Source organism: Streptomyces winkii (genome assembly GCF_032248595.1).
Taxonomy (GTDB): domain Bacteria; phylum Actinomycetota; class Actinomycetes; order Streptomycetales; family Streptomycetaceae; genus Streptomyces; species Streptomyces winkii.
In genome coordinates, this window is sequence record NZ_JASTTH010000008.1 from 338,189 (window position 1) to 362,519 (window position 24,331).

Annotated in this window: 8 protein-coding genes; 5 read left to right on the forward strand and 3 right to left on the reverse strand. The window is 73.9% G+C overall.

From position 1 onward, the window contains the following. Positions 1 to 22: 22 nt before the first annotated feature. Positions 23 to 1,504 carry a molybdopterin-dependent oxidoreductase gene (locus QQM67_RS24985; RefSeq protein ID WP_314176645.1) on the forward strand — a complete coding sequence of 494 codons (1,482 nt, stop codon included), beginning with the start codon at positions 23 to 25 and terminating at the stop codon, positions 1,502 to 1,504. 47 nt (positions 1,505 to 1,551) lie between these two features. Next, positions 1,552 to 2,034, forward strand: a complete 483-nt coding sequence (locus QQM67_RS24990; RefSeq protein WP_314176647.1) for a hypothetical protein — start codon at positions 1,552 to 1,554, stop codon at positions 2,032 to 2,034. A gap of 106 nt (positions 2,035 to 2,140) precedes the next feature. On the opposite strand, the gene QQM67_RS24995 is transcribed toward QQM67_RS24990, so the two are convergent. From QQM67_RS24995 to QQM67_RS25005, 3 genes are all read right to left on the reverse strand, one after another. Then, complete coding sequence (locus QQM67_RS24995; RefSeq protein WP_314176649.1) at positions 2,141 to 4,243, reverse strand: hypothetical protein; 2,103 nt, start codon at positions 4,241 to 4,243, stop codon at positions 2,141 to 2,143. 152 nt (positions 4,244 to 4,395) lie between these two features. Beyond that, positions 4,396 to 8,820 carry a cation-translocating P-type ATPase gene (locus tag QQM67_RS25000; RefSeq protein WP_314176650.1) on the reverse strand — a complete coding sequence of 1,475 codons (4,425 nt, stop codon included), beginning with the start codon at positions 8,818 to 8,820 and terminating at the stop codon, positions 4,396 to 4,398. A 286-nt stretch (positions 8,821 to 9,106) separates the two neighbouring features. Next, positions 9,107 to 9,535, reverse strand: coding sequence for a hypothetical protein (locus QQM67_RS25005; RefSeq protein WP_314176651.1), 429 nt, complete (start codon positions 9,533 to 9,535; stop codon positions 9,107 to 9,109). 516 nt (positions 9,536 to 10,051) lie between these two features. Here QQM67_RS25005 and QQM67_RS25010 point away from each other — a divergent pair. The 3 genes from QQM67_RS25010 to QQM67_RS25020 all read left to right on the forward strand — a co-directional run bounded on the left by QQM67_RS25010 (position 10,052) and on the right by QQM67_RS25020 (position 24,289). Continuing rightward, positions 10,052 to 11,353 carry a protein kinase domain-containing protein gene (locus QQM67_RS25010; protein WP_399067586.1) on the forward strand — a complete coding sequence of 434 codons (1,302 nt, stop codon included), beginning with the start codon at positions 10,052 to 10,054 and terminating at the stop codon, positions 11,351 to 11,353. A 1,006-nt stretch (positions 11,354 to 12,359) separates the two neighbouring features. After that, the gene (locus QQM67_RS25015) at positions 12,360 to 19,433 is read left to right on the forward strand and encodes an SDR family NAD(P)-dependent oxidoreductase (protein WP_314176655.1); all 7,074 of its coding nucleotides are present in this window, start codon (positions 12,360 to 12,362) and stop codon (positions 19,431 to 19,433) included. Continuing rightward, complete coding sequence (locus tag QQM67_RS25020; RefSeq protein WP_314176657.1) at positions 19,427 to 24,289, forward strand: polyketide synthase; 4,863 nt, start codon at positions 19,427 to 19,429, stop codon at positions 24,287 to 24,289. The genes QQM67_RS25015 and QQM67_RS25020 overlap by 7 nt, the downstream gene beginning before the upstream one ends. Positions 24,290 to 24,331: the final 42 nt, after the last annotated feature.

The window sequence follows — 24,331 nt, forward strand, 5'->3', positions numbered from 1 at the left end:
GTCGTACAGCGGAGGGCGGGAGATGCAGCCGAAGGAGCCCGAGGAGCCCGAGGAGTCCGACGAGACCACGGCGCCGGGGGCGCCGGGGAGTCCCGGGAGCGGGTCCGGGGAGCCGGAACACCGCGCGTCCCGGGCGGGCACCGGTGCCCGCCGCCCCTCCGCCCGCCAAGTGCCCGGTGGACACGGCCCGTTCGGCCGCAAGGGCCCCCGCGGGGACGGCTCGTGGACGGGGAGCCCGCCGCCCGGGCCGACACGTCCGGGGTTCTGGCGCAGCCCGCTGCGCGGCCCGTGGCTGACCTCGGTGTTCGGGCTGGTCCTGCTCGTGGGCATCCCCGTGCTCTTCGTGACGGGACTGCTCTCGTACGCCGCCTACAACCCCGGGCTCGGGTCGCCGAACGACAAGACCCCGGACGCGGGCTGGCTCCGCTTCTACCTCTTCCCCTGGCCCACCGATCCGCCGTGGCTGTACCGCCTCAACCAGGGGGTGCACGTCACGCTCGGGGTGGTGCTGGTGCCCGTGCTGCTGGCGAAGCTGTGGTCCGTGGTGCCGAAGCTGTTCACGTGGCCGCCGGTGCGCTCGCTCGGCCACGCGCTGGAGCGGCTGTCACTGCTGCTGCTCGTGGGCGGCGCTCTCTTCGAGTTCGCCACGGGCCTGCTGAACGTACAGCTCGACTACGTCTTCCCCGGCTCCTTCTACACGCTCCACTTCTACGGCGCCTGGGTCTTCGTCGGCGCCTTCGTCGTCCACATCGCGTTCCGCGTCCCGATCATGGTCCGTGCGCTGCGCAGCCGCGGGCTCCGGGACGAACTGCGCACCCCCGCCCGCCGTACCGAACCCGAACCGGCGGACGAGACGGGCCTGGTGACGCCCGATCCGGCACCGGCCACGATGTCGCGCCGCGGCGCCCTGGGCATGGTGGGCGCGGGTTCGCTCGTGCTGTTCGCGGTGACGGCAGGGCAGAGCATCGGCGGCTCGCTGCGGGAGACCGCGGTGCTGGCGCCCCGCAACAGGAACCCGGGCTCCGGGCCCAACGGATTCCAGATCAACAAGACCGCCGAGGCACGCGGCATCCGGGCGTCCGACATCGGCGACGGCTGGCGCCTGACGGTGCGCTCGGGCGGGCGGAAGAAGGTCCTCACGCGGCAGGAGCTGCTGGAGCTGCCCCAGCACACCGCGGCGCTCCCCATCGCCTGCGTCGAGGGATGGTCCACCGAGGACCAGCAGTGGAGCGGCGTACGGCTGTCCGAGCTCGCGGCGCTGGTCGGGCACCGCGAGGATCCGCCGGGCGTCTTCGTCGAATCGGCGCAGCGGTCCGGCTCGTTCCGCTCGACCGGCCTGCGCGACAACCAGGTGCGCGACCCGCGGTCGCTGCTCGCCCTGCGCGTCAACGGCGCCGATCTCTCACCCGACCACGGCTATCCGGCGCGGGTCATCGTCCCGGCCAACCCCGGCGTGAACAACACCAAGTGGGTCACGCACCTGACCTTCGGAGGGCGGCCGTGAAGGGCGTTCCGAGGCGGCGTGGAACGACACCGAAGGGCGCGGCTGCGGTGCGTGCGCGGTACGGCGACTCCCCACTCCATCTGCTGCTGGTGCTCTGCTCGTTCGCGCTGACCGCGTACGCCGGGATCAGGCTGCTGAACGGCAACACGCTCGGCGTCGTCCTGTGGTTCGTCGGTGCGGCGGTGGTGCACGACCTCGTACTGGTGCCGCTCTACTCGCTGGCCGACCGTGCGCTGCGGGCCGTCGCCGGGTGGCCGCACAAGGGTGGTGCACGGGACCCGGCGGCGTGGCGGGAGCAGATCAACTACGTGCGGGTGCCCGCCTTTCTCTCGCTGTTGCTGCTCCTCGTCTGGTATCCGCTCATCCTCGACCGGGTCGGCCACTACGCGTCGTACACGGCCCTCGAACCGGGCGTCTTCATGGGCCGCTGGCTGCTGGTCAGCGCGGCGCTGTTCGCTGTCTCGGCGCTGTGCCTGGCGGCGCGGGCATGGCGGGGACGGCGGCGGGCGCGCGGGGAGGGCGACGCGTAGTCCGGGGTGCGGGTGCCTGCGCGGGCAAGCCGCCGCCCGTCCCGCAGCGCCTCTGCCGTCGCGCGCCTGCCGTGATCCGTAGTCGTACTCCGTGCTCCGTGCTCCGTCACGCGTCGCGGCGTACGACGGCGAACCCGTGGGCGGGCACGGTCACTTGGGCCTGCTGCCCGGCCGCGACGGTCGCCGTACGGCTGCCCAGGGCACGGGCGCGCACGTCGTAGAGCTCCACGGTGACGGGACCCTGCCCCGGCACCGTCACGCGCGCGGTGTGCGGCCGCCCGTCGCCGTTGTGCAGCAGGGCCAGACTCCGCTGCGGGCCGGAGAGGACCAGACGTGCCACGGCCGGCCGTACGAGAACGGCGTCCACCCGCAGCGGATGCCGCCCCACGTCTTCGGCGCGGGCCCGCAGCGTCCCGCCCGGTGCGAACGTGCCGGGCAGCGCCACGGGCGTCAGAGCGCCCGGCGCCGGGGTGATGCCCTGCTCGCCGCCGGTGCCGTGGTCGACGCGGGCGGTACTGGCGGTACGGGCACCGGCCTGCCAGCGCGTCGCGCCCGCCGCGCGGTCCGCCACGAGGTTCACCACCGGCGACGCGAGCAGCGGCCCGTCCGCCTCGTCGGGCAGCGTCCAGGAGACGCCGCCGCCGTCGCCCAGCGCGGCGTACGCGCCGTCGCTGTACTGCGACTCCCCGGTCCACGCGGAGTCGGGGCGCACCTCCTCCGCCGCGCCCGTCAACTCGCCCTTCTCCGCCTCCAGTACGCGCAGCCCGTCGCGCTCCGGGACTCCGCCGAGGCCGTGCGGAGCGGCGGCGGTGCGGGCGCCGCCGCCCGTCAGGGAGTCGAGCGCCAGCATCGACAGCAGGCCGTGGATGGTGGACTCGGCACCGGAGTTGCGGTTGATCTTGCCGTCGGGCGCGACTCCGTCGAAGGTGACGCCGGTCTTCGGGTCGTAGACCGCTTCGCCCGCCGCGTTGGCGCCGAAGTACCAGGCGGCGGTGAGCGCGGCGAGCGGATACAGCCCGGGTGCGCCGCCCGCCCTGGCGACGGCGAGCAGGGCCCGCAGCCGTGAATCGACGCCGTACGCGATCTGGTTGCGGTCGACGGGCGCGGGCAGCCAGCCGTTGTCGCAGCCGCCCGCGGTCAGCAGCTCCGGGGTGAAGCCCGCCGCGTCGGCCAGCGCGGTGTCGAGCAGTTCGCGACGGCCCAGCACGTCCGCGGCGGCGGCCAGAGCGGTCGGCATCTGCGCGGCCCACGCGTGCCACTGCGAGACGGACTCCGCGCTGGGCAGCACCGCGCCGTACGGCCACCGCCCGGGGCCGCCGGACGCCAACGCCGCGATACCCTCGGCGAGTTGGGCCGCCGCCCTGCGGGCGCGGGCTCCGCCGCCGGCCCGTGCGTAGGCGGTGAGCCCGAGCACCGCCTCCGAACTGGCGTCCGCGCCACGGGTGATGAGCCAGCCGGGCACGCTGCGGCCGTCTGCGGTCAGCCAGGTGCCGTACCGCGTGAGGACGTCGCGTTCCAGCGCGGTCAGGGCCAGTTCGAGGCGGTCGCGGAGGAACGCGGCGAACGCCCGGTCGCCGGCGCGGCGGAACGCCTCGAAGCCCTCGCCGAGCGCCCAGATCGTGCGCGCCAGCCAGTAGGACGGACCGGAGTCGGACGGGTCCGGCTTCTCGGGCGGCGACGCGCTGCGCGTCAGGGTGCCGTCGGACTGCTGCCACAGCACGACGTTCCCGGCGTGCGGCCCCTCGGTGGTCTGGAGATAGCACACCCCGCGCAGCAGACCGCGCGCCGAACGCAGGCTGCTCGCCGAGCCCGTGAGGCTCCAGTGCCTGAGGTAGACGACCGCGGCTCGCGTCATGTCGTCGGCGTTGAAGGCGCCTTGACCGTAGTGCCCGGTCTCCGGGTCGTACGTGCCGCCGCCGATGCGCCGGTACGAGCCGTCCTGCTGCCGCTCGGCATAGGTCCACAGCGTTCCGAGCGCCGGCTCCTCGCGCAGCCGGTAGGTGTCGTGTCCGGGGAGCGGCTGAGGCTCCACCGTGTCGCCGAGGAAGTCGAGATGGGCGAGCTCGGTGAGGCCCTCGGCGGGGCTCTCGGTGAGGGCCCGGCGGCGGGCGGCGCCCGTCGACGCGGCTCGCGCGGGCGCGGCGCCGAGCACCGGGAACGCCGGTACGGCCGCGCCCAGCGCGAGGAGTCTTCTGCGGGGCACGCTCATGTCTTCGGCTCCTGTTCCCCTCGGCACTCCTCGCCGCACGTCGTCCCGTGCCGGGCGCCGCGCCCTGGGGGCGTGGGGGCCGGAGGGTCTCGCACCTTGCCCGTTTAAATCGGTTTAGGCAAGGCTGCGGACGGACTTGGGGAACCGTGGACTCACACCGGCTCGGGCGTCCGACGGGTCCGAAGCTGGAGGAGGCTCAGCGGAGACCCGTCCCGATTCGCCAGCAGCGACCCCAGCCGCGAGGTGAGATCCGACAGCAACTGGTCGGCCTGGGGGACCAGTCGGGGCCCCAGCGAAGAGGCACCGATGGCGACGGCCACTCCGCTCCAGGCGAGCGGGCCCAGGGGCGTGCACCCGAAGAACCGGCTGACGACCGGCGTCTGGACGAGACCGACGAGAACGGCGGAGGTGCTGATGACCGTGCCGAGGACCAGGGGGCTGTCGCGGCGTCCGGCCACGGTCTGGGTGAGCTGGGAACCGATCACGCCGCACAGGGACATGGTGCTGGTGCGCTGTGCCGACCCGGGGGTGAGGGTGCCGATGAGCCAGGCCGTCGCCGCCCCGGCCGCGGTGATCAGGCCGCGCTGGCGGATCTCGTGTGTGAGGGGTTCCCCCAGGGTGGCGCGGCCCACGGGGTGGGTCTCGCTCAGCGCGTCGTCCGAGGCCGGGCCCGGGTCGTGAGGCGTGACCGCGATCGCCATGGCCGGGAACATGTCGGTGAGCAGATTGACCAGGAGCAGTTGGCGCGCGCCGAGCGGTGACGTACCGGAGAGCAGCGTGCCCAGTACGGAGAAGCCGACCTCGCCGGCGTTGCCGCCGAGCAGGATGCTGATGGCGTCGGCCACGCTGCGCCACAGGGCCCGCCCTTCGGCGATGGCGTCGATGAGCACCGAGAGCTCGTTGTTGGTGATCACGAGGTCGGCGGCGTTGCGCGCCGCCGCCGAACCGCGCGCTCCGATGCCGATCCCGACGTCGGCGGCGCGGATCGCGGCGGCGTCGTTCGCGCCGTCCCCGACCATGCCGACGACGCGGCCCGCCTCCCGTAGCGCCTCGACGACCTGGAGCTTCTGTTCGGGTGCGACGCGCGCCACGACGTCGCAGTCCTTGAGCGTGCGGGCCCGCCCCGCCCGGTCGAGCTCGGCCAGGTCATGGCCCGTGACCACGGTGACGTCGGAGGGCCAGCCGAGCGCGACCGCCATGCACCGGGCGGTCTCGGGATGGTCGCCGGTCAGCATGACGGGCCGTACGCCGGCGTCGCGCAGCCCGGACACGAGCGGGGCGGAGCCGACGCGCGGGGTGTCGGCCAGCGCCACGAACCCGATGAGTTCCAGCAGTTCGAGCGGCTTGTCCAGGGCGTCGGCCGCCTCGTTGGCCGCGAGGGGCCGCTGGGCGACGGCGAGCATCCGCAGACCCTGGGCCGCGAGGGTCTGTGCCGTCTCGACGGCTGCCGGGTCCGCATCGGGGCAGCAGGGCAGTACGACTTCCGGCGCGCCCTTGACCACGAGCGTTTCGTCACCGCGTGCGCCCCGTCCGGTGGCGGCCGCGAACCCCCGGCTGGATTCGAAGGGTTCGGCCTTCACGGTGGTCCATCCGGTGTCGCGCGGGGCGGCCGCCAGGACGGCCTCGTCGGTGGCGTGGGCGTGGTTGCCCGCCTGTTCGGCGGGGCTGGGGCACGCGCGGGCGGCGATGCGCAGGACCGGATGTGCCTTGGGGCCGGTCGCCTCGCGCTCCTCGCCGCTCGCGGTGACGACGCTCACGACCCGCAGCTTGTTCTCCGTGAGAGTCCCGGTCTTGTCGAAGCAGACGGCGTTGACGCGGCCCAGCGCCTCCAGGCTGCGCGGCGTGCGGACGAGAACGCCGAGCCGGCTGAGACGCCGTGCGGCTGCCATCTGCGCGACGGTCGCCACCAGGGGCATGCCCTCGGGTACGGCCGCGACCGCGACCGCGAGTCCTCCCTGGAGCGCCATGCGCACCGGTCGTCCGCGCACCAGGGACAGACCGGTGACGGCGGCACCGCCGGCGAGGGTGAACGGCAGAACTCGCCTGGTCAGCCTGTGCAGTCGGGCCTGCACTCCGGCCGAGACGGGGACCCGGGCCGCGAGGGTCGCCGCACGGCCGGCCTCCGTCTGGTGGCCGGTGCCCACCACGACGGCCCGCGCGTAGCCGGCCACCACCGTGGTGCCCTCGAAGACCATGCAACTCCGGTCGGCGAGCGCGGCACCCGGAACGGCCGCCACCTGCTTGGGAGTCGGCAACGACTCGCCCGTCAGCGAGGACTCGTCGACCTCGCACCCGTCGACCTCCAGCAGCCGCGCGTCCGCCGGCACCACGTCGTTGATGTGCAGCTCGATCGCGTCGCCGGGCGCGAGGCGGGCCGCCTCGACCACGGCCACCTCACCGGTCGGCAGATCGAGCCGCCGGGCCATCGGCCGCTGCTCGGTGACGAGCGCGAAGAGCGCCCTCTGCGCGCGCAGCCGCTGGACCCCGCCGACCAGAGCGTTCAACCCCACGGCGCCGACGACGAGATAGGCGTCGACCGCCGATCCCAGCAGCGCCGACGCGGTGGCGCCCACCACCAGCACGGGGGTGAACGGGTCGTCGAGCTCGGCCCACACGGCGCGGGCGAGCTGGGCTCCCGTCCGTACGGGCGTGAGCACCGGGTACCTGGCCGCGACCCGCGCGAGACGACGGGCGCGCCGCCGCGTCACGGACCACGCCGTGGGCGCGGCCCGCGGCGCCTTCCGCAGCCGCGCCACGACCTCGTCCGGAGGCAGCGCGTGCCAGGGGACTCGCGGTTCGGGCCGTGGTGCCGTTCCGGCGGCCACGGCCAGTGCGGCGGCCCAGCCCCACGTCAGTGAGGCGGCGGTGGCGACGGTGACCGGGCTGAGGCGTACTTCGAGGGAGGCGGGCTGCTGGGACCGCGCCTCCCGGGTGAGCACCAGCAGCTCGGAGAGCGTGGCGCCCGCCTGCGCGAAGAACCTGCCCCATCCGCTGACCGATTGGGACACGGATACGGCGGACAGCAACCGCCAGACGCCCTCCAGCCCGGTCAGGGACAGCAGATCGGCGCCCCACACGACGGCACTGCCCTCGTCCGTGACCGCGACGGCGACGTCGCCGCGGAGCAGCCCGTCGACCACGTCGCGGACGGCGGGAGCCCGCTCCGGCCGGTCCGTCGTCCGGTCGTGCGGAACCCGGGCCACGGTCAGGACGGTACGGCCCTCGTCCTGGAGAGCGGCGACCGTCCCGCCGAACGGAACCTCGCCAGAGGTGAGTTGATCGGCCAGGGTGCCGAACTCGCCGAGGCCGTGCTCGTCCACCACCACGACGTGGAGCCCCGCCCGGCGCGCCGCGTCCAGCGCTGCCTCGGCCATGGGATCGACGTCCCAGCCGACCAGCACGGTGCCCACATCCCTGCCGTGTACCGAGGCGGTCATCAGCCCGGCCTCCGGCGCCTTCTCATCGGGCACAGGACGAAGTTCGAGACGCGGCTCCCCGGGTGGCTCCGCCTCGGACTCGGGGGAGTTGAGAGTCTTCATGGCCGCGTGCCACAACCGGCGATGGTCCCAGCCCGCCGTGCTCGGATGGACTTCGAGCACGGTGCGGTGCGTGCTGCGGAGCGCTCCGGAATGCAGCACCACGGTGTCCACGAGTTCCAGCCGGCGGAGCCTCGCGGGATCGCCGACGAGCACGTCCTCCCGCGCGAGAGCGGCGGCGAGCCCCGCGGTGAAGGCGGACGGGCCGAACCGTGCGGCCTTGGGCACACCGGCCAGCACGGTCTCCGCCGCCTTGTCGAGGCTGCGGGTGAACAGGAGCGTCGCCAGGGCGCCGCCCAGCATCCCGTTGACGGCCGCGTCCGAGTACGAGTCTCCCGGGCTGGTCCGCAGCGCCGGACGTACGGTGCCGTCTCCCGCGATCGTCAGGCGGTCCGGGGCGCAGAGCGTGTCGTGCACCGCCTCGAACGTCGCGAGTTGAGCGAGCGATCGCACCAACTGCGAGGTGCGGAGCGCGGCGTCGAGCAGCAGGGGCCCCGGCGACCGTCCGATCCCGCAGACAGCCGCGTGGGCCGCGCCCAGGAGCAGATCGCTCGCGTCGGAACCCAGCATGCGGCTCAGTGCGGAACGGGCTCGCGAGTCCTCCCGCAGGAGGGAGACCGATGCCACGAGGGTCTCCGCCGCGCGCGGCGGAAACGCCGCCGGCCCCACGACGGCGGTGGCGATGCCTGCCGCGTCGAAGGCGAGCGCGGCGACGTTGACGCGCACGCTCCTCACATCGCCCGGGTGCGCGTGCTCCGGCGTACGTCCGTCGACGTGTTCCAGGCCGTGCTCGGCGGCGAGTTCGGACGCCCTGCCCGCCACGCTCTCGGAGACCGCGTCCTCGACGGTCGTGACGACCAGGCTCCCCAGGCCGGCATCCCAGTAGGCCAGCAGCACATCGGGGTGCTCGGCCAGTTCGACGGCCACCTTCCCGGCGGCGGTCTCCAGCCGTTCCGCGGTGCGCGCGGGTGCGTCGGGAGGCAACCGCAGCCCCAGATGCATCCGCGATCCCGCGCGCCACCGGCCGACTTTGGGTGACATCGCGTTGCCGGCGACTCTGCCGAACCGCCCGGCGGACGCTGACACTTCCGTCGCACCGATCACCGCCTCATGCGCGCCGGCGCTCACGATTCTGGCCGTCAGGCGCGCGGCCGCGGCCGCCGGCGGCGTGATCCGGCGGGTGGTCCTGACAGGCACGGCCAGAGCGCTCTGGAGAAGTGAGGAAGTCAGCCTGGGCAGCCCGGCCAGCAGTCGAAGCAGCATTCCTCACCTTCGCGGGGCTTCCGTGCGGGCGCTGGGAACGGTCGTCGCGGCGGGCGAGGAGGGCTCAGGCCTTCTTCTGCGCGCCGGCCTTCGAACGCGAGGCGCTGGTGGTCCTCTTGGCGCTGGTCGTCTTCTTGGCGCTCGTGGTGCTCCTGGCCGCACTCGTGCCCGACCGCTTCCTCGCCGTCCCCGAGCGGTTGGCCGACGTGGAGGCGGACTGCCTCGTACGCCGCCTCTGCGTCCTGGCCGCGCCGGTACCGTCGGTCTTCGCGCCGTCCGTGTCCGCGGGACGCGGCTGCGTCAGCCACACCGCCGCGGCCCCCGCCACCGCCACCGGCCACTCGATGACGCCCGCCACGCCGAGGATCCCCGCCCCCGTGTACGCGGCCACACGCCGGGCCTGCGGCGAGACGATTCCCACGGTGTCCAGCATGCCGTCGAAGACCCCCCTGACACGGTCGGCCCCCGGGACCTTCTCGGCGGCGTCCGTCATCGTCCGCAGCGGATACGTGACCGTCTCCTGAGCGGCGCGACGCTGCCGCGTGCCATCCGAGCGTTTTGCAGTGGAACGGTCAGGCATGGTGACTCTCCGTCCTCGAGGCAGGTGAGGTGCTGCTGAGGGGCCTTCACGCAGCTCACTCTTCGAACCCTTACCTGGACGGATGGGTCCGGCAAGCCCGGGGCATCGTCATGCCGCCGAGCGAGGGAACCGGCGCCCGCGCGCCCTCGTGCCGCCGTCGGAGCCACCCGCGGCCGTTCCGCCGGCCCTTCCCGGGGCGGGCCCTGGGCAGTGTCCTTCATATGTCACGCAGCCCCGTCTCCTTCCGACCAGGCTCTCCACGCCCATGGCGCGGAGTGAGACGATCCCCCGTACCGGACGATCTGGAGTGACGCGGGGGACATCGTGGAGGATCGGCTGAGTGCGGGCCATGAGGGGCCGGTCGGACCCGCCGCGCACGGCGGCCGCATCGGCTCGTACACCGTCGAGCGCAAGCTCGGCGAGGGCGGCATGGGGAGCGTCTATCTGGCCCGTTCCCGCGGTGGGCGTGCCGTCGCGGTGAAGGTCGCCAGGGCCGAACTCGCGGCCGACCCCGACTTCCGGCAGCGCTTCCGAGCCGAGATCGCCGCGGCCCGCAAGGTCGGCGGCTTCCATACGGCACCCGTTGTCGACGCGGATCCGGATGCGCCGGAGCCCTGGCTGGCGACCGCGTACGTCCCCGGGCCGACGCTCGCCGAGCACATCGACCACAACGGGCCCATGAACGCGGGGGAGTTGACGGCACTCGGCGCCGCGCTCGCCGAGGCGCTGGAAGCCGTTCACCGATGCGGCCTCGTCCACCGTGATCTGAAGCCCGGCAACATCGTGATGGCCGACGACGGCCCCCGGGTCCTCGACTTCGGCATCGCGCGTGCGGTCGACTCCACCCGTCTGACCGCTGCCAACCACGCCTTCGGCACGCCGGGGTACCTGGCTCCCGAGCAGGCGACGGGCGGCGAAGTCACGGGCATGGCAGATGTGTTCGCGCTCGGGGCCGTGCTCACAGCGGCGGCGGGCGGCAGGGCGTTCGGGACGGGGACGCCGATGTCGCTGATGTACCGCTCCGTGCACGAGGCGCCGGATCTGAGCGCCCTGCCGGACGGGGTACGGGACGTGGCGGCGGCCTGCCTGGACAAGGAGCCTTCACGGCGCCCCGGTACGGCCCGGCTCCTGGACTGGTTCGAGGAGTTGGCGGGCCGCACGGAGGGTGATGAACGGCCCGGCAGCACCGATCCGCGGGTGGCGCTGCTGTCGTCCCCGCAGCCTCCGCGGCCACGGTCATCGTCTCCGGCGCTGCCATCCCCGTCCCCGTCCTCGTCCCCGCCGGCGCCACCGTCACCGTCACCGTATGCACCGACGCGGCCGGACGCCCCGAGGCCGCCGAGGGCCGCCCCTGCACCGTCCGTTCGCGCATCGGGGGACGAGGCGGGCGAGGCGGGCGAGGCAGGCGAGGCGTTCATGGCCGCGGACGCGGACACCGCCGTCGTTGTCGACGCCGACGGCGTGGTGCTTCTTCTGGACCAGCGCTGGCGCCCGCTCGACGAGATCGAGAACGGCCAGGACCTCGATCGGGCGGAGACGGAGGCGGAGTTCGCCTGGGCCGAGATCGCCGACGTCACCATCGGCACCGCCGACCGCACGTATCTGACCGTCACGGTCGTACTGCGTGACGGCTCGTCCCACTTCTGCGCGGTCAACGCCCGCCGCGCGCCCCGTCTCAACGCCTGGCGGCGCGACCTCGCCGAGGCCGTACAGCAATACCTGCGCCGCTGAGACCGTCGGCGGTCACCGTCGCTCACGGACGTGGCCCCGCAGACGAACCCGTCCGGGTCGGGACGTATCACGCCACCGTGATCCACGACCCAAGATCAATTGAAGACGCCGCCTAGCGCCGGATCGCCCCCGTGTCGAGACCCTCGTACGAACAGGCGGAAAACGGCGGGTGGTTGAGGCGGTATCGAGCCGCCGGGCGTGGCCGGATGGGGTCGGGACGGCTGAAACCGCACGCTCGCGCCCCGTAAAGCAGTTGAAATCGCACCCGTGGGGCGTCCGTACACATGAATCCGTGGCAGGTAATTGCCATTGTGTGTCCGTCTCTTGTGACTCACGAGTATCCTGGCGTACTTTCTCCGCGCGTAGACATTCCGACCCCCACCGGGACAGTCGCCGAGGAGACCGCCATGCCCCCCAACCACCGTGATCCGGGCCTGAGATCGAGCAGAAACGCTCCGACGGCCTCGTCCCGCCGGACCGCCGCTCCCGCGCCCGTCGCCCCGGAGTTCCACCCCGGCTGACGCCCGACCGGCGGCTGTTCGCACGGCCCCGTTTCCGGCCGATGCGCGCGGGTTCGCGCAAGGACGGCCAAACGGCCCCGGAGCTGGGGCACAATGCGGTGCCACCGAAGCCGCCCGGCGTCATCCACCTCGGGCCACGGGCAGGGCCGACCTCCTGCCCGCGACGTGACCCGTCGGGGCCGCCGACGGTTCCGGAAATCCCCGCTTCAATGCTGTGATCTGCCACACAGTCACCGTGTGGCACATAAGCGGACGGTTACATGGCCATGACAAACGTAATCACCATGGCGTTTTGTCTTTGTGACATGCGCGTCAAGGCCTGGCTCGCTGTGCCGAGGAGGGCGAATTGCCCGGTCCTGGGTGCACCTCTGACAGTTGACGGAGAGTGACGAGCACGTGGAAAACCTTCGGTTGACCGCGCAGTAACCGTCCCGTCTACTACGCATGGTCAGCTGACCTAAGCGATCGTGCAGTCGGGAGAGCCCATGAGGATGCTGGATACGGACGCGTCCGACGTGTCCTCGCGACCGGTTCCTGTCATCGCGATCAACCCCCTGCACCGGCCGTCCCCGCGGCTGACCGCCGCCGCCTGCGCGGCGGGCGCACTCGGAGTGCTCGAACTCCCCGCCGGCGACGGCGCGATGCGCGAGGCCGCCGAGCACCTCGACCGCACGGACCGCTGGGCGTCGCGCCCGTTCGGTGTCCGCATCCGCCCCGGCTGCCCCGTGACGGCCGGTGACCTTCCCGACGCCGCGCAGACGGTTCTCCTCGCCGACCCCGCGCGGTCTCCGGGGGAGTTCGGCGGGCGGCGCGTCCTCGTCGAGGCCACGGGGCTGGACGAGGCACGCCGCGCCGCGGCCGCGGGCGCGCACGGCATCGTCGTCCGCGGCTCCGAAAGCGGCGGGCGCGCCGGGGAGTTGAGCAGCTTCGTGCTGCTGCAGCGCGTGCTCGCCGACCGCGGCGGCGATTCGCCGGAGCGGCTTCCGGAGTCCATGCCCGTGTGGGTGTGCGGAGGGATCGGGCCCCGCACCGCCGCGGCCGCCGTCGCGGGCGGCGCCACGGGCGTCGTACTGGACACGCAGCTGGCACTGCTGGACGAGGCCGGGCTTCCGCTGGAGATCACCGAGGCCCTCGCCGGGCTCGACGGCTCGGAGACCGTGCTGCACCACGGCATGCGCGTGCTCCGGCGGCGCGGGCCCGGAGCGCCCGAACTGCCCGCGGACGCGGCGGAGTTCGCCTCCCGCATCGGCGGCGCCGACCTGCGTTCGCAGTTCCTCCCCGTCGGCCAGGACGCCTTCCTCGCCGCCTCCTTCGCACGGCGCTGGAGGACGGTCACCGACGTCGTGCGCGGCATGCGCGAAGCGATCGCCGAGGCAGTCGAGGACGACGAGGCCGCCACGGCCCTCGGCCCCGGTGCTCCCGGCGCAGCCGCCCTCGGCACCCGGCTGCCCGTCGCGCAGGGCCCCATGACCCGCGTCAGCGACCAGCCGGAGTTCGCCGCCGCCGTCGCCGCCGACGGAGCGCTGCCCTTCCTCGCGCTGGCCCTCTCCGGCGCGCAGCAGACCCGGACGATGCTGGAGGCCACCAAGTCCGCGCTGGGCGAGGCCCCTTGGGGCGTGGGCATCCTCGGATTCGCCGACGAGGAGGTCCGGGCGGCGCAGCTGGACGTCGTACGCCAAGTGCGGCCCACCCATGCGATCGTCGCCGGCGGCCGTCCCGCGCAGGCGGCCGCACTGGAGGCGGAGGGCATATCCACGTTCCTGCACGTGCCCTCGCCGGGGCTGCTGCGGCAGTTCCTCGCCGCCGGAGCCCGCAAGTTCGTCTTCGAGGGTGCGGAGTGCGGCGGTCACGTCGGCCCCCGCAACAGCTTCCCGCTGTGGGAGGCGCAGGCCGAGATCCTGCTGGAGTTCGTGGGCAAGGAGAGACCCGGCGCTGCCGGTGAGATCACCGTCCTCTTCGCCGGCGGCGTGCACGACGAACGCTCCGCCTCGATGGTCGCCGCCCTGGCCGCACCGCTCACCCGCGCCGGGGTCGCCACCGGCGTACTGATGGGCACCGCCTACCTGTTCACCGAAGAAGCCGTGCAGGCGGGAGCCATTCTTCCCCGCTTCCAGCAGCAGGTCGTCGCCGCCGAGCGCACCGACCTCCTGGAGACCGCGCCCGGGCACGCGACCCGGTGCGCCCACAGCGCCTTCACCTCCCACTTCGCCTCGCTCAAGGAGCGGCTGCGCCAGGCCGGCGTGCCCGAGCGCGAGATCTGGGAGCAGCTGGAGAAGTTCAACGTCGGCCGGCTGCGCGTGGCCAGCAAGGGCATCGAACGCGTCGGACCCGAGCTGCGCGGCGTCGACGAGCAACGCCAGGGCGACGAGGGCATGTTCATGGCCGGCGAGGTCTGCGTGCTGCGCCGGGACGTGACGACCGTCTCCGCGCTCCACGACTCCGTGGGCGAGCGTGCCGCCGTACGGCTGCGCGAGCGTGCACGCGAGCTGCGCAACGAACTCGGCCTCGCACGCGACGGATCGGGGCAGGAGGACGAGGGACGCGCGGAGCCGCTGCGCGTCGCGATCGTCGGCATGGCGGGCATGTTCCCCGGAGCCGAGGACCTCTCCGCCTTCTGGGCCAACGTGCTCGCGGGCAAGGACTGCGTCACCGAGGTGCCGGAGGAGCGCTGGGACCCCGAGCTGTACTACGCACCGGACGGCGAGGGGGAGCGCACCCCGTCGCGCTGGGGCGGGTTCCTGCCCGAAATCCCCTTCGACCCGCTGAGCTTCGGCATACCGCCCGCCTCCCTTGCGAGCATCGAACCCGTACAGCTGCTCGCGCTGGAGGCCGCGCGGCGCGCTCTGGCCGACGCGGGCTGCGAGGGGCGGCCCGTCGACCACTCCCGTACGTCGGTCGTCTTCGGAGCCGAGGCCGGCAGCGACCTGTCCAACGCGAGCGCGCTGCGCACCGTGCTGCCCTCGTACGTCGGCGGAGACCTGCCCGAAGCCCTCGACGAACAGCTGCCGCGCCTGACCGAGGACTCCTTCCCCGGCATGCTCGCCAACGTCATCGCCGGGCGCATCGCCAACCGCCTCAACCTCGGCGGTGCCAACTACACCGTCGACGCGGCGTGCGCGTCCTCGCTGACCGCCGTGGACGTCGCCTGCAAGGAACTGGTCACCGGCACCAGCGACTTGGTGCTGTGCGGCGGCGCGGACCTGCACAACGGCATCAACGACTACCTGCTCTTCTCCTCCGTGCACGCGCTCTCGCCGACCGGCCGCTCCTCCACCTTCGACGACGCGGCCGACGGCATCGCGCTCGGCGAGGGCGTCGGATGCGTCGTGCTCAAGCGCCTCGCCGACGCCGAACGCGACGGCGACCGCGTCTACGCCGTGATCGACGGCGTCGGCAGCGCCAGCGACGGCCGCGCCCTCGGCCTGACCGCGCCGCGCCCGGAGGGCCAGCGCGCAGCCCTGACCCGCGCCTACCGCAACGCGGGCGTCTCTCCCGCGCAGATCGGCCTGATCGAGGCGCACGGCACGGGCACCGTCGTGGGCGACCGCACCGAACTGACCACGCTCACCGAGGTGTTCACGGAGGCGGGAGCCGCGCCCGGCAGCTGCGCCATCGGCTCTGTGAAGTCGCAGATCGGCCACACCAAGTGCGCCGCGGGCCTCGCGGGCCTCATCAAGACGACCCTCGCGCTCTACCACGGCGTGAAGCCGCCGACGCTGCACATCGAGCAGCCCAACGCGGCCTGGGACCAGGAGCGCAGCCCGTTCTTCTTCCACTCGGCCGCCAGGCCGTGGGCCGCCGAGGCAGCCGAACGTGTCGCCGGTGTAAGCGCATTCGGCTTCGGCGGCACCAACTTCCACGCCGTGCTGCGGGCGTACGACCAGGCACCGTCCGTGCACTCCAGCGACGAGTGGCCCGTCGAGCTGTTCACCTTCCGCGGCAGGGACGAGGCCTCGGCGCAGCGCGCCGTGCACCGCCTGATCGAGCAGCTGGAGCAGTCGGAGCAGGCGCCGCAGGCCCGGCCGGGCGCCGGGCCCTCCGGCCGGGGCGGCCCGTGGCGGCTGCGGGACTACGCGCTCGGCGCCGCCCGCAAGAGCGACTCGGCGGCCGTACGGGGCGAGCCGGTGCGCATCGCCGTGCTCGCGTGGAGCGTCGGCGAACTGGCCGAACTGCTGCGCCGCGCGGCAGACGGCGTACACGACCCGGCGGCGGGGATCTTCACGGCCGGGGGAGGCGCGGGCAGCACCTCCGCTACGGACGGCGGGATCGCGTTCCTCTTCCCCGGCCAGGGCAGCCAGCGCCCCGGAATGCTCGCCGACCTCTTCGTCGCCTTTCCCGAACTCCAGCGCTATCTGCACCTGGGCAGGCGCTGGGCGGACGCGCTGTATCCGCCGACCGCCTACGACAAGGCGACCGCCGACGCGCAGCTCGCCCGCATCACCGACACCGCCGTCGCACAACCCGCCCTGGGCATCGTCGAGCTCGCCGCCGCGGACCTGCTCTCCTCGCTCGGCGTCCGCCCCGACATGGCCGCCGGTCACAGCTACGGCGAACTGGTCGCGCTCGGCGTCGCCGGAGCGCTCTCCCCCCAGGACGTGCTCACCGCGAGCGCCGCGCGCGCGGAGGCGATCCTCGCGCAGATACCGGACGAGGGCGACGCCGGCGCGATGGCCGCCGTCACCGCCGTCCCGGAGAAGGTCGACGAAGTGCTCGCACTGGCCGGGCTGGACGGCGAGGTCGTCACCGCCAACCGCAACTCGCCGACGCAGACCGTGATCTCGGGCCCGACCGGGGCCGTCACCAAGGCCGTCGGGCATCTGAAGGACGCGGGCTTCTCCGCCAAGCCGCTCCAGGTGGCGTGCGCCTTCCACAGCCCCCTGGTGGCGGGCGCCGGGCCGGAGTTCGCCCGGACGCTGAAGTCCATGTACGTACACGCCCCCGGGCTTCCCGTGTGGGCCAACAGCACGGCCGAGCCCTACGACACCGTCCCCCATGCGGTGCGCGCAGGGCTCGCCGAACAGATCGGATCGCCCGTCCGCTTCGCCGAGCAGATCGAGTCCATGTACGCCGCGGGCGCCCGCGTCTTCACGGAGGTCGGGCCGGGCAAGGTCCTGACCAGGCTCGTTTCGGCGATCCTCGGAGATCGCCCACACAGTACGGTCACATTTGAGGACGCCAGGCGCGGAGGACTGTACGGTTTTCTGGCCGGTGTCGCACAACTTGCCGTCGCCGGCGCAGACGTGCGCACCGGAAAGCTCTACCAGGGGCGGGACGCCGTCGACCCGGAGAGCGCCACCCCAGGCAAGCCCGCCGGCTGGACCGTGGACGGGCAGCTCATCCGTCTCGCCGACGGCACCATTCCGCCCAACGCCCTTCGTCCCCCACGCCCTGTCACGGAGCTGATCGTGCCGGAACCCCCCACCGCCGACGGCAGCGCGCCGTCCGGTCCGGACGCTCTCATCGCCGAATTCCTGCGCAGCAGCAGGGAGATGGTCGCCGCGCAGCGAGACGTGCTGCTGCGCTACCTGGGAGCCGCCGAACTTCCCGCCGCTCCCCCCGCGCCGCCCGCCGGTTCACCGGTGCTTTCCTCCCAGGCGGGCGTCACGCTGCCCGCCGCCCCGTCCGCGACGGCCCCGGGCGCGAGCACCCCCACCGCGCCCGAGCAGACCGCCGCGCCCGTACCCGCACCCGCCGCCGGTTCCGTTCCCGCTTCCGCTTCTGTTTCCGCTTCTGGTTCGTCTGCTGTGTTGTCGGCGGACGGGGTGCTGGAGTCGGTGTTGTCGGTGGTGGCGGAGCGTACGGGTTATCCGGTGGACATGATCGAGCCGGGCTTGGATCTGGAGGCGGATCTGAGTGTGGATTCGATCAAGAGGGCTGAGATCGCGGGTGAGTTGGCGGTCCGGTTGGGGTTGCCTGCCGGGCAGGACGCGGATGTGGAGGAGCTGACTTCGGCTCGTACGGCGTCCGGGATCGCCGAACTTCTGGTCGCCAGGCTCGGCGGTGGCACCCCCACGAGCGCCGCCCCCGAAGCTGCCGCCGCCCAACCCCCTGCCGCCGAACGGGAGCCGGAGAAGCCGGAAGGCTCTTTCGCCGACGCCCCCGTCGTCGTCGCTCCGCAGCGCCTGGAGTTCACCGAGGCCGAACTGCCCGCGCCGCCCGCCCCCGTCATCGCCGAGGGCACCACCGTCACCGTGCTCGGCGGTGGCGCCCTCGGCACCCTCGTCGCCGAGCGGCTGCGGGAGGCGGGGGCGCTGCCGCAGACCGTGCCGGACGGGCAGCAGGCCCCCGAGCAGATCGGGGAGATCGTCCTGCATCTGCACGCCTTGGAGGCCCCGGACACCACGCTGCCGGAGATCTTCCCGCTGTTCCAGACGGTGCTGGCCGCCCGCCCGAAGAAGCTGCTCGCCGCCGACCGCCGCGCCGACGGCGCCGCGTCGGGCCTGCGCGGCTTCTTCCGCAGCGTCTCCCGCGAGTACGAGGACGTCGCCGCGACCCTCGTCGAGGTGGGCGCGGAGGACGCCCCGGAGGCGGTCGCCCGCGTCCTCGTCGCCGAACTCGGCGCCACGGAGCGCGAACCCGTCGTCCTCGCCGAGGGAGGACGACGGCGGGCGCTGCGGCTGACGCCCACCGACCTGGGCGCCGTCGCCGCGACGGGCGCCGGACCGGCCGGCGACGGCGTCGCCGAGGCCGCCGCGGCCGGGCTCGACCGCGACGCCGTCCTGCTGCTGGTCGGCGGGGCCCGCGGCATCACGGCACGCTTCGCCCGTACGGTCGCGGCAGCGAGCCGCTGCCGCATCGAACTGCTGGGCCGCACCCCCGTGCCCCCGCAGGCCGAGGACCCGGCGACGGCCGCCGCGTCGGGGCGCGACGAGCTGCGGACGGCCTTCATCCGCTCCGGCATGACCTCGCCCGCGGAGATCGAGCGCGCCATGGCGGCCGTACTCGCCGAGCGCGAGGTGCGCCAAACCCTCGCCGCCCTGCGGGAGTCGGGCAGCCCGGCACGCTACCGCTCCGTCGACGCGCTCGACGAGGAAGCCGTCCGTGCCGCGGTGAAGGAGATCCACGCGGAGCACGGCAGGCTCGACGGGGTCGTCTACGCCGCGGGCGTCATCGAGGACAAGCTGATCGCCGAGAAGACGCCGGAGTCCTTCCGCCGGGTCTTCTCCACCAAGGCCGACGGGGCACGCGTACTGCTGGACGCCCTCGGCGCGCTGCCCGAATCCCCGCGCTTCGCCGTGCTGTTCGGCAGCATCGCCGGAGCCCTGGGCAACCGCGGACAGGCCGACTACGCGGCCGCCAACGACGCCCTGGAGGAGCTCGGCCGGCGCTGGTCCACCGAGGACAGGCGCGGTCTGACGGTCCACTGGGGGCCCTGGGCCCCGGCCGGCGACGGGGCCGGAACCGGTAGCGGCATGGTGACCCCGGAGCTGATGCGCTCCTACGCGGCCCGCGGCATCAAGCTCGTCGACCCCGAGGAGGGGCCGCTGAGCCTGCTGCGCGAACTCGCCTGGGGACCGCCCACGGTGCATGCGGTCGTCGCCGCTGCATCGGGATGGTGACGGCCGTGTCCGCCCACGGCCGGGAATCCTCCCGCAAGCCCGTCGCGATCGTCGGCATGGCCGCGCTCTTCCCGGGCGCCGGCGACCTGGACGGCTACTGGCGCAACATCGTCGGCGGCGTCGACGCGATCACCGAGGTGCCGGACGGCCGCTGGGACGAGGAGTTCTACGCGGCGGACGGGCCGCGCCGCGCCGACCGCGTCTACTGCCGGCGCGGCGGATTCATCGACGACACAGCCGAGTTCGACCTCACGCGGTTCGGCATCATGCCCAACTCGGTGCCCGGCACCGAGCCCGACCAGCTCATCGCCCTCGACGTGGCGCACCGCTCCATCGAGGACGCGGGCGGCGACGCGGTGCTGCCGGGCGACCGGCAGCGCGCGGGAGTCGTGCTGGGCCGCGGCGGCTACCTCACCCCCGGCCTGGTCCGGCTCGACCAGCGCGTACGTACGAGCAACCAGGTCGTGCGAACGCTGCGCGAACTCGTCCCCGAGCTGGGCGAGGAGAAGCTGGAGGAGGTGCGTTCGGCGTTCGCGGAGCAACTCGGGCCCGAGGCACCGGAGTCGGCGATCGGACTCGTGCCGAACCTCGCGGCGTCGCGCGTCGCCAACCGGCTCGACCTGCGCGGGCCCGCCTACACGGTCGACGCGGCGTGCGCGTCGTCGCTGGTGGCCGTCGACCACGCGGTGCGCGAACTCGACGCGGGACGCTGCGACATCATGCTCGCCGGCGGTGTGCACCACTGCCACGACATCACTCTGTGGTCCGTCTTCAGCCAGCTCGGCGCGCTTTCGCGCACCCAGCGCATCCGGCCGCTGCACCGCGGCGCGGACGGCGTCCTCATCGGCGAGGGCACCGGCGTCGTCGTGCTGAAGCGGCTGGAGGACGCCGAGCGCGACGGCGACCGCGTCTACGCCGTCATACGCGGCACGGGCGTGGCCAGCGACGGCCGTTCGGCGAGCCTCCTCAACCCCGACCCCGGCGGCCAGGTGCGTGCCGTGCGGCAGGCGTGGGACGCCGCCGGGCTCGATCCGCTCGCGGCCGACGCCATCGGGCTGCTGGAGGCGCACGGCACCGCCACACCCGCCGGCGACGAGGCCGAACTGACCACGCTCGCCGAGGTGTTCGGCCCCGGCGGCACCGATGGCGACGGCGCCCGCAACGGCTCGGGGACGGACTCGCAGGCGGGCGCCCAGGGCTCGGGCGGCCCGGCGGCCATCGGCTCGGTCAAATCCATGATCGGCCACACGATGCCCGCCGCGGGCATAGCCGGACTCATCAAGGCCGCGCTCGCCGTCCACCACGGCGTGCTGCCCCCGACGCTGCACTGCGACGACCCGCACCCCGCCCTCGCCCGTACGCGCTTCGCGCCGCTCGCCGAGGCACGCCCCTGGGAGCAGCCCGCGGGAGGCGCGCCGCGCAGGGCGGGCGTCAACGCGTTCGGCTTCGGCGGCATCAACGCCCACGTCGTACTGGAGCAGCCCGCCGTGCGTCCGGCGAACCCCCCGGCCCCGGCGACCGCCAAGGCACCGGCCGCCGCCCGCGCCGCCGCCGGGAGCGAGACCACCACCGCGACCACCGGCGAGACCGCGAAGGCGACCGTCGCCGTCGCGGAACCCGAGCGGGTGCTGCGGCTCGCCGCGGCGAGCCCGCACGCCCTCGCGGAGCTGCTGGACCAGGACGACGCGTCGGTGCTCGCCGCCGGCCTCGACGAGCGGGCCACCGGGAGCGAGCCGTGCCGGCTCGGTGTCGTGGATCCGACGGAGCGGCGGCTGAAGCTCGCCCGCCGGGCCGTCACCAAGGGCGCACCGTGGGCCGGCCGCAGCGACGTGTGGTTCAGCCCGCGCCCGATCCTCGGCGCGGCGGGCGGCCGTACCGCGTTCGTATTCCCCGGTCTGGAGGCCGAGTTCGACCCGCGCGCGGACGCGCTGGCCGAGCGGTTCGGGCTGGACTTCTCGCACGGCAGGGACGCCGAGGTGGGCGACGTCGGACGGCACGGCGCCGCCGTCTTCCAGCTCGGCAGGGTCCTCGACGCGGCGCTGCGCCGCCTCGGCGTCGTCCCCGACGCGGTGGCCGGGCACAGCGTGGGGGAGTGGACGGCGATGGCCTGCGGCGGCATCCACGCCGCGGACGAAGTCGACGCGTTCCTCGCCCGGTTCGACCCGGACGCGCTGCGCGTGCCCGGCGCGGTCTTCGGCGTCCTCGGCATGCCCGCCGAGGAGGTGCTCGCGGAGCTCCACGGCCGCAGGGACGTGGTGCTCTCCCACGACAACGCCCCGAACCAGTCGATGATCTGCGGCCCCGAAGAGGCCGTCGAGGCCTTCGTCCTGCGCATGCGCGCCCGGGGAGTGATCGGGCAGGTGCTGCCGTTCCGCTCCGGATTCCACACCCCGATGCTCGCCCCGTACCTCGGCCCGATCCGCGGTGCGGCGGAGGCCTACCGCCTCCATCCGCAGTCCACGCCCGTATGGTCCGCGACGACGGCCTCGCCCTATCCCGAAGACCCGGACGCCGTACGGGAGTTGTTCGTACGGCATCTGCTGGAGCCGGTGCGGTTCCGGCAGACGATCCTGGCGATGTACGACGCCGGCCACCGCGCCTTCATCCAGCTGGGCGCCGGTCAGCTCGGCTCCCTCATCGACGACACCCTCGCCGGATGCGACCGGCTGGTCGTCTCCGCCCACTCGGGCGCCCGCGACACCCTCGCACAGCTGCGCAGGGTCGTCACCGCGCTCTGGGTGGAGGGCGCCGAACCGGATGTGCGGCCCCTGCTGAGTTCCGCGGAGGCGGCACGTACGGAGGGCAGGCCCGCCGCCGGGGGCAGGTCCGCGGCGAAGGCCGCCGCGGCACGGCCCGGCATGCGCCTGGACCTCGACGGCGCGCTGGTCTCGCTGCCGGAGCGGATACGGGGAAGCCTCGCCGGAGCGGCATCCGCCCCGGCCGCGCCCTCCGCACCCGCGTCCTCGCCGGCGGCGTCCGCCGCATCGGCTGCGTCTGCGTCGGCGGAGTCCATGTCCCGCCTCGACCAGGCGGGTTCGCACGATCCGCTGGCCGCCGAGCTCTCCGCGCTGCTGCGCGACACGGCGTCGGCCGCCGCCGATCTGCTCGACGCCGGGGCGGGCGGCGGAGCCGGACCGGGATCGGGAACGGGCGCCGGTGCCCGCCGCTGCGCGGGTCCCGTACACCCGGTGCCGCATCCCCGGCGGCCCCTCGACGACGTGCGCCCGCGGGGCGGTTCGGCACCGCTTGGCGCCGCCGCCCCTGACCCGGCACGCGCCGGCGGACAGCCGTCTCCCGGAGTGCCGTCGGTGTGGCGCGTCGGCGTCGACGAGATGCCGTACCTGCTCGACCACTGCTTCTTCCGGCAGCGGCCAGGCTGGCCGGACGTCGCCGACCGCTGGCCGATCGTGCCCGCGACCACCGTGATCAGGCATCTGATGGAGATCGCCGAGCGTGCCGTGCCCGGCATGCGCGCGGTCGGGCTGCGCGACGTGCGGCTGCTGAAGTGGATCGAGGCCGTTCCCGCCCATGACGTCCCCGTCGTGGTACGGCGCACCGCGCCCGGGGAGGTGGAGGTGGAGCTGACCGGCTCGTCCCGCGCCGTCGTCCAGCTCGCCCCGCGGTACGAGGAGCCGCCCGAGCCGTGGCCCGTCGACCCGTCGGCCGACCGGAAGCCCGAACTGCGCGCCGAACAGCTCTACACCGAGCGGTGGATGTTCCACGGCCCGCGCTTCCAGGGCGTGAGCGAACTGACGGCGATCGGGGAGCGGCACGTACGGGGCGTGCTGACCGCGCCGGAGGCACCGGGGTCCCTGCTGGACAACGTCGGCCAGCTCCTCGGGTACTGGATCATGGCGACGCTCACCGAGCGCACGACCGTCTTCCCGGTGAGCGTGAGCGGCATCCGCTTCCACGGCCCGGAGCCCGGCGTCGGCGAGCGCCTGACGTGCTCGATCCGCATCACCGGCGTCACCGACAGCGCGCTGACCGCCGACATGCAGCTGCTCCACGAGGGCCGCGTGTGGGCGGAGTTGAGCGGATGGACCGACCGGCGCTTCGACACCGACCCCGGCATCCGCGCGGTGGACCGCTTCCCCGGCTCCAACACGCTCTCCGCACCGCAGCCGGAGGGCTGGTCGCTGGTGCACGAGCGCTGGCCGGACCTGGCGACGCGCGAGCTGGTGATGCGCAACATGCTCGGCGGTGCGGAACGCGCGGGCTACGCCTCGCTTCCGCCCCTCCGCAGGCGGCAGTTCCTGCTCGGCCGGATCGCCGCCAAGGACGCGGTGCGCGGACTGCTGTGGGGGGAGGGCGCGGGCGAGGTCTATCCCGCGGAGATCTCCGTGCACAACGACGACGAGGGCAGGCCGTTCGTCCGCGGCGTGCACGGGCGCACCGTCGGGGAGTTGACGGTCTCCATCGCGCACCGCGGCGAGTGCGGGGTCGCCATCGCGCGCCGCGGCCCGTGCGGCATCGACGTCGAGGAGATCACCGCCCGCCCGCGGTCCACCGTCGAGGCGGCCTGCGGAGCGGACGAACTCGCCCTGCTGCGCGGCCTGTCAGGGGACGGACCCGAGCGTGCCGAGGAGGGCCACGGCAGTGAAGAGGTCTGGTTCACGCGCATGTGGGCGGCGAAGGAGGCCGTCGCGAAGATGCGTGGCACCGGATTGAGGGGCCGGCCGTCGGACTACCGGGTGGTCTCGGCGGAAGGCGACCGGCTCCAAGTGCGGTTCGGGGGCGACTCGTACGAGGTGCGGGTGCGGGAAACATCGAATCCGCCGGGCTTGCCCGAGCGGCGGTATGTGGTCGCCTGGGCGGCCGCCTACGAGGAATCAGGAGTGCGAGATGACCACTGACGCGACCGGGTTCGCGCCTGCGCAGCCGCCCGAGAGGGCGCA

Excerpts from the sequence above, each read along its gene's own strand:
- QQM67_RS24985 (WP_314176645.1), top strand. The coding sequence starts at position 23 with ATGCAGCCGAAGGAGCCCGAGGAGCCCGAGGAGTCCGACGAGACCACG.
- QQM67_RS24995 (WP_314176649.1), bottom strand. The coding sequence starts at position 4,243 with ATGAGCGTGCCCCGCAGAAGACTCCTCGCGCTGGGCGCGGCCGTACCG.
- QQM67_RS25000 (WP_314176650.1), bottom strand. The coding sequence starts at position 8,820 with ATGTCACCCAAAGTCGGCCGGTGGCGCGCGGGATCGCGGATGCATCTG.
- QQM67_RS25005 (WP_314176651.1), bottom strand. The coding sequence starts at position 9,535 with ATGACGGACGCCGCCGAGAAGGTCCCGGGGGCCGACCGTGTCAGGGGG.
- QQM67_RS25010 (WP_399067586.1), top strand. The coding sequence starts at position 10,052 with ATGGGGAGCGTCTATCTGGCCCGTTCCCGCGGTGGGCGTGCCGTCGCG.
- QQM67_RS25015 (WP_314176655.1), top strand. The coding sequence starts at position 12,360 with ATGAGGATGCTGGATACGGACGCGTCCGACGTGTCCTCGCGACCGGTT.
- QQM67_RS25020 (WP_314176657.1), top strand. The coding sequence starts at position 19,427 with ATGGTGACGGCCGTGTCCGCCCACGGCCGGGAATCCTCCCGCAAGCCC.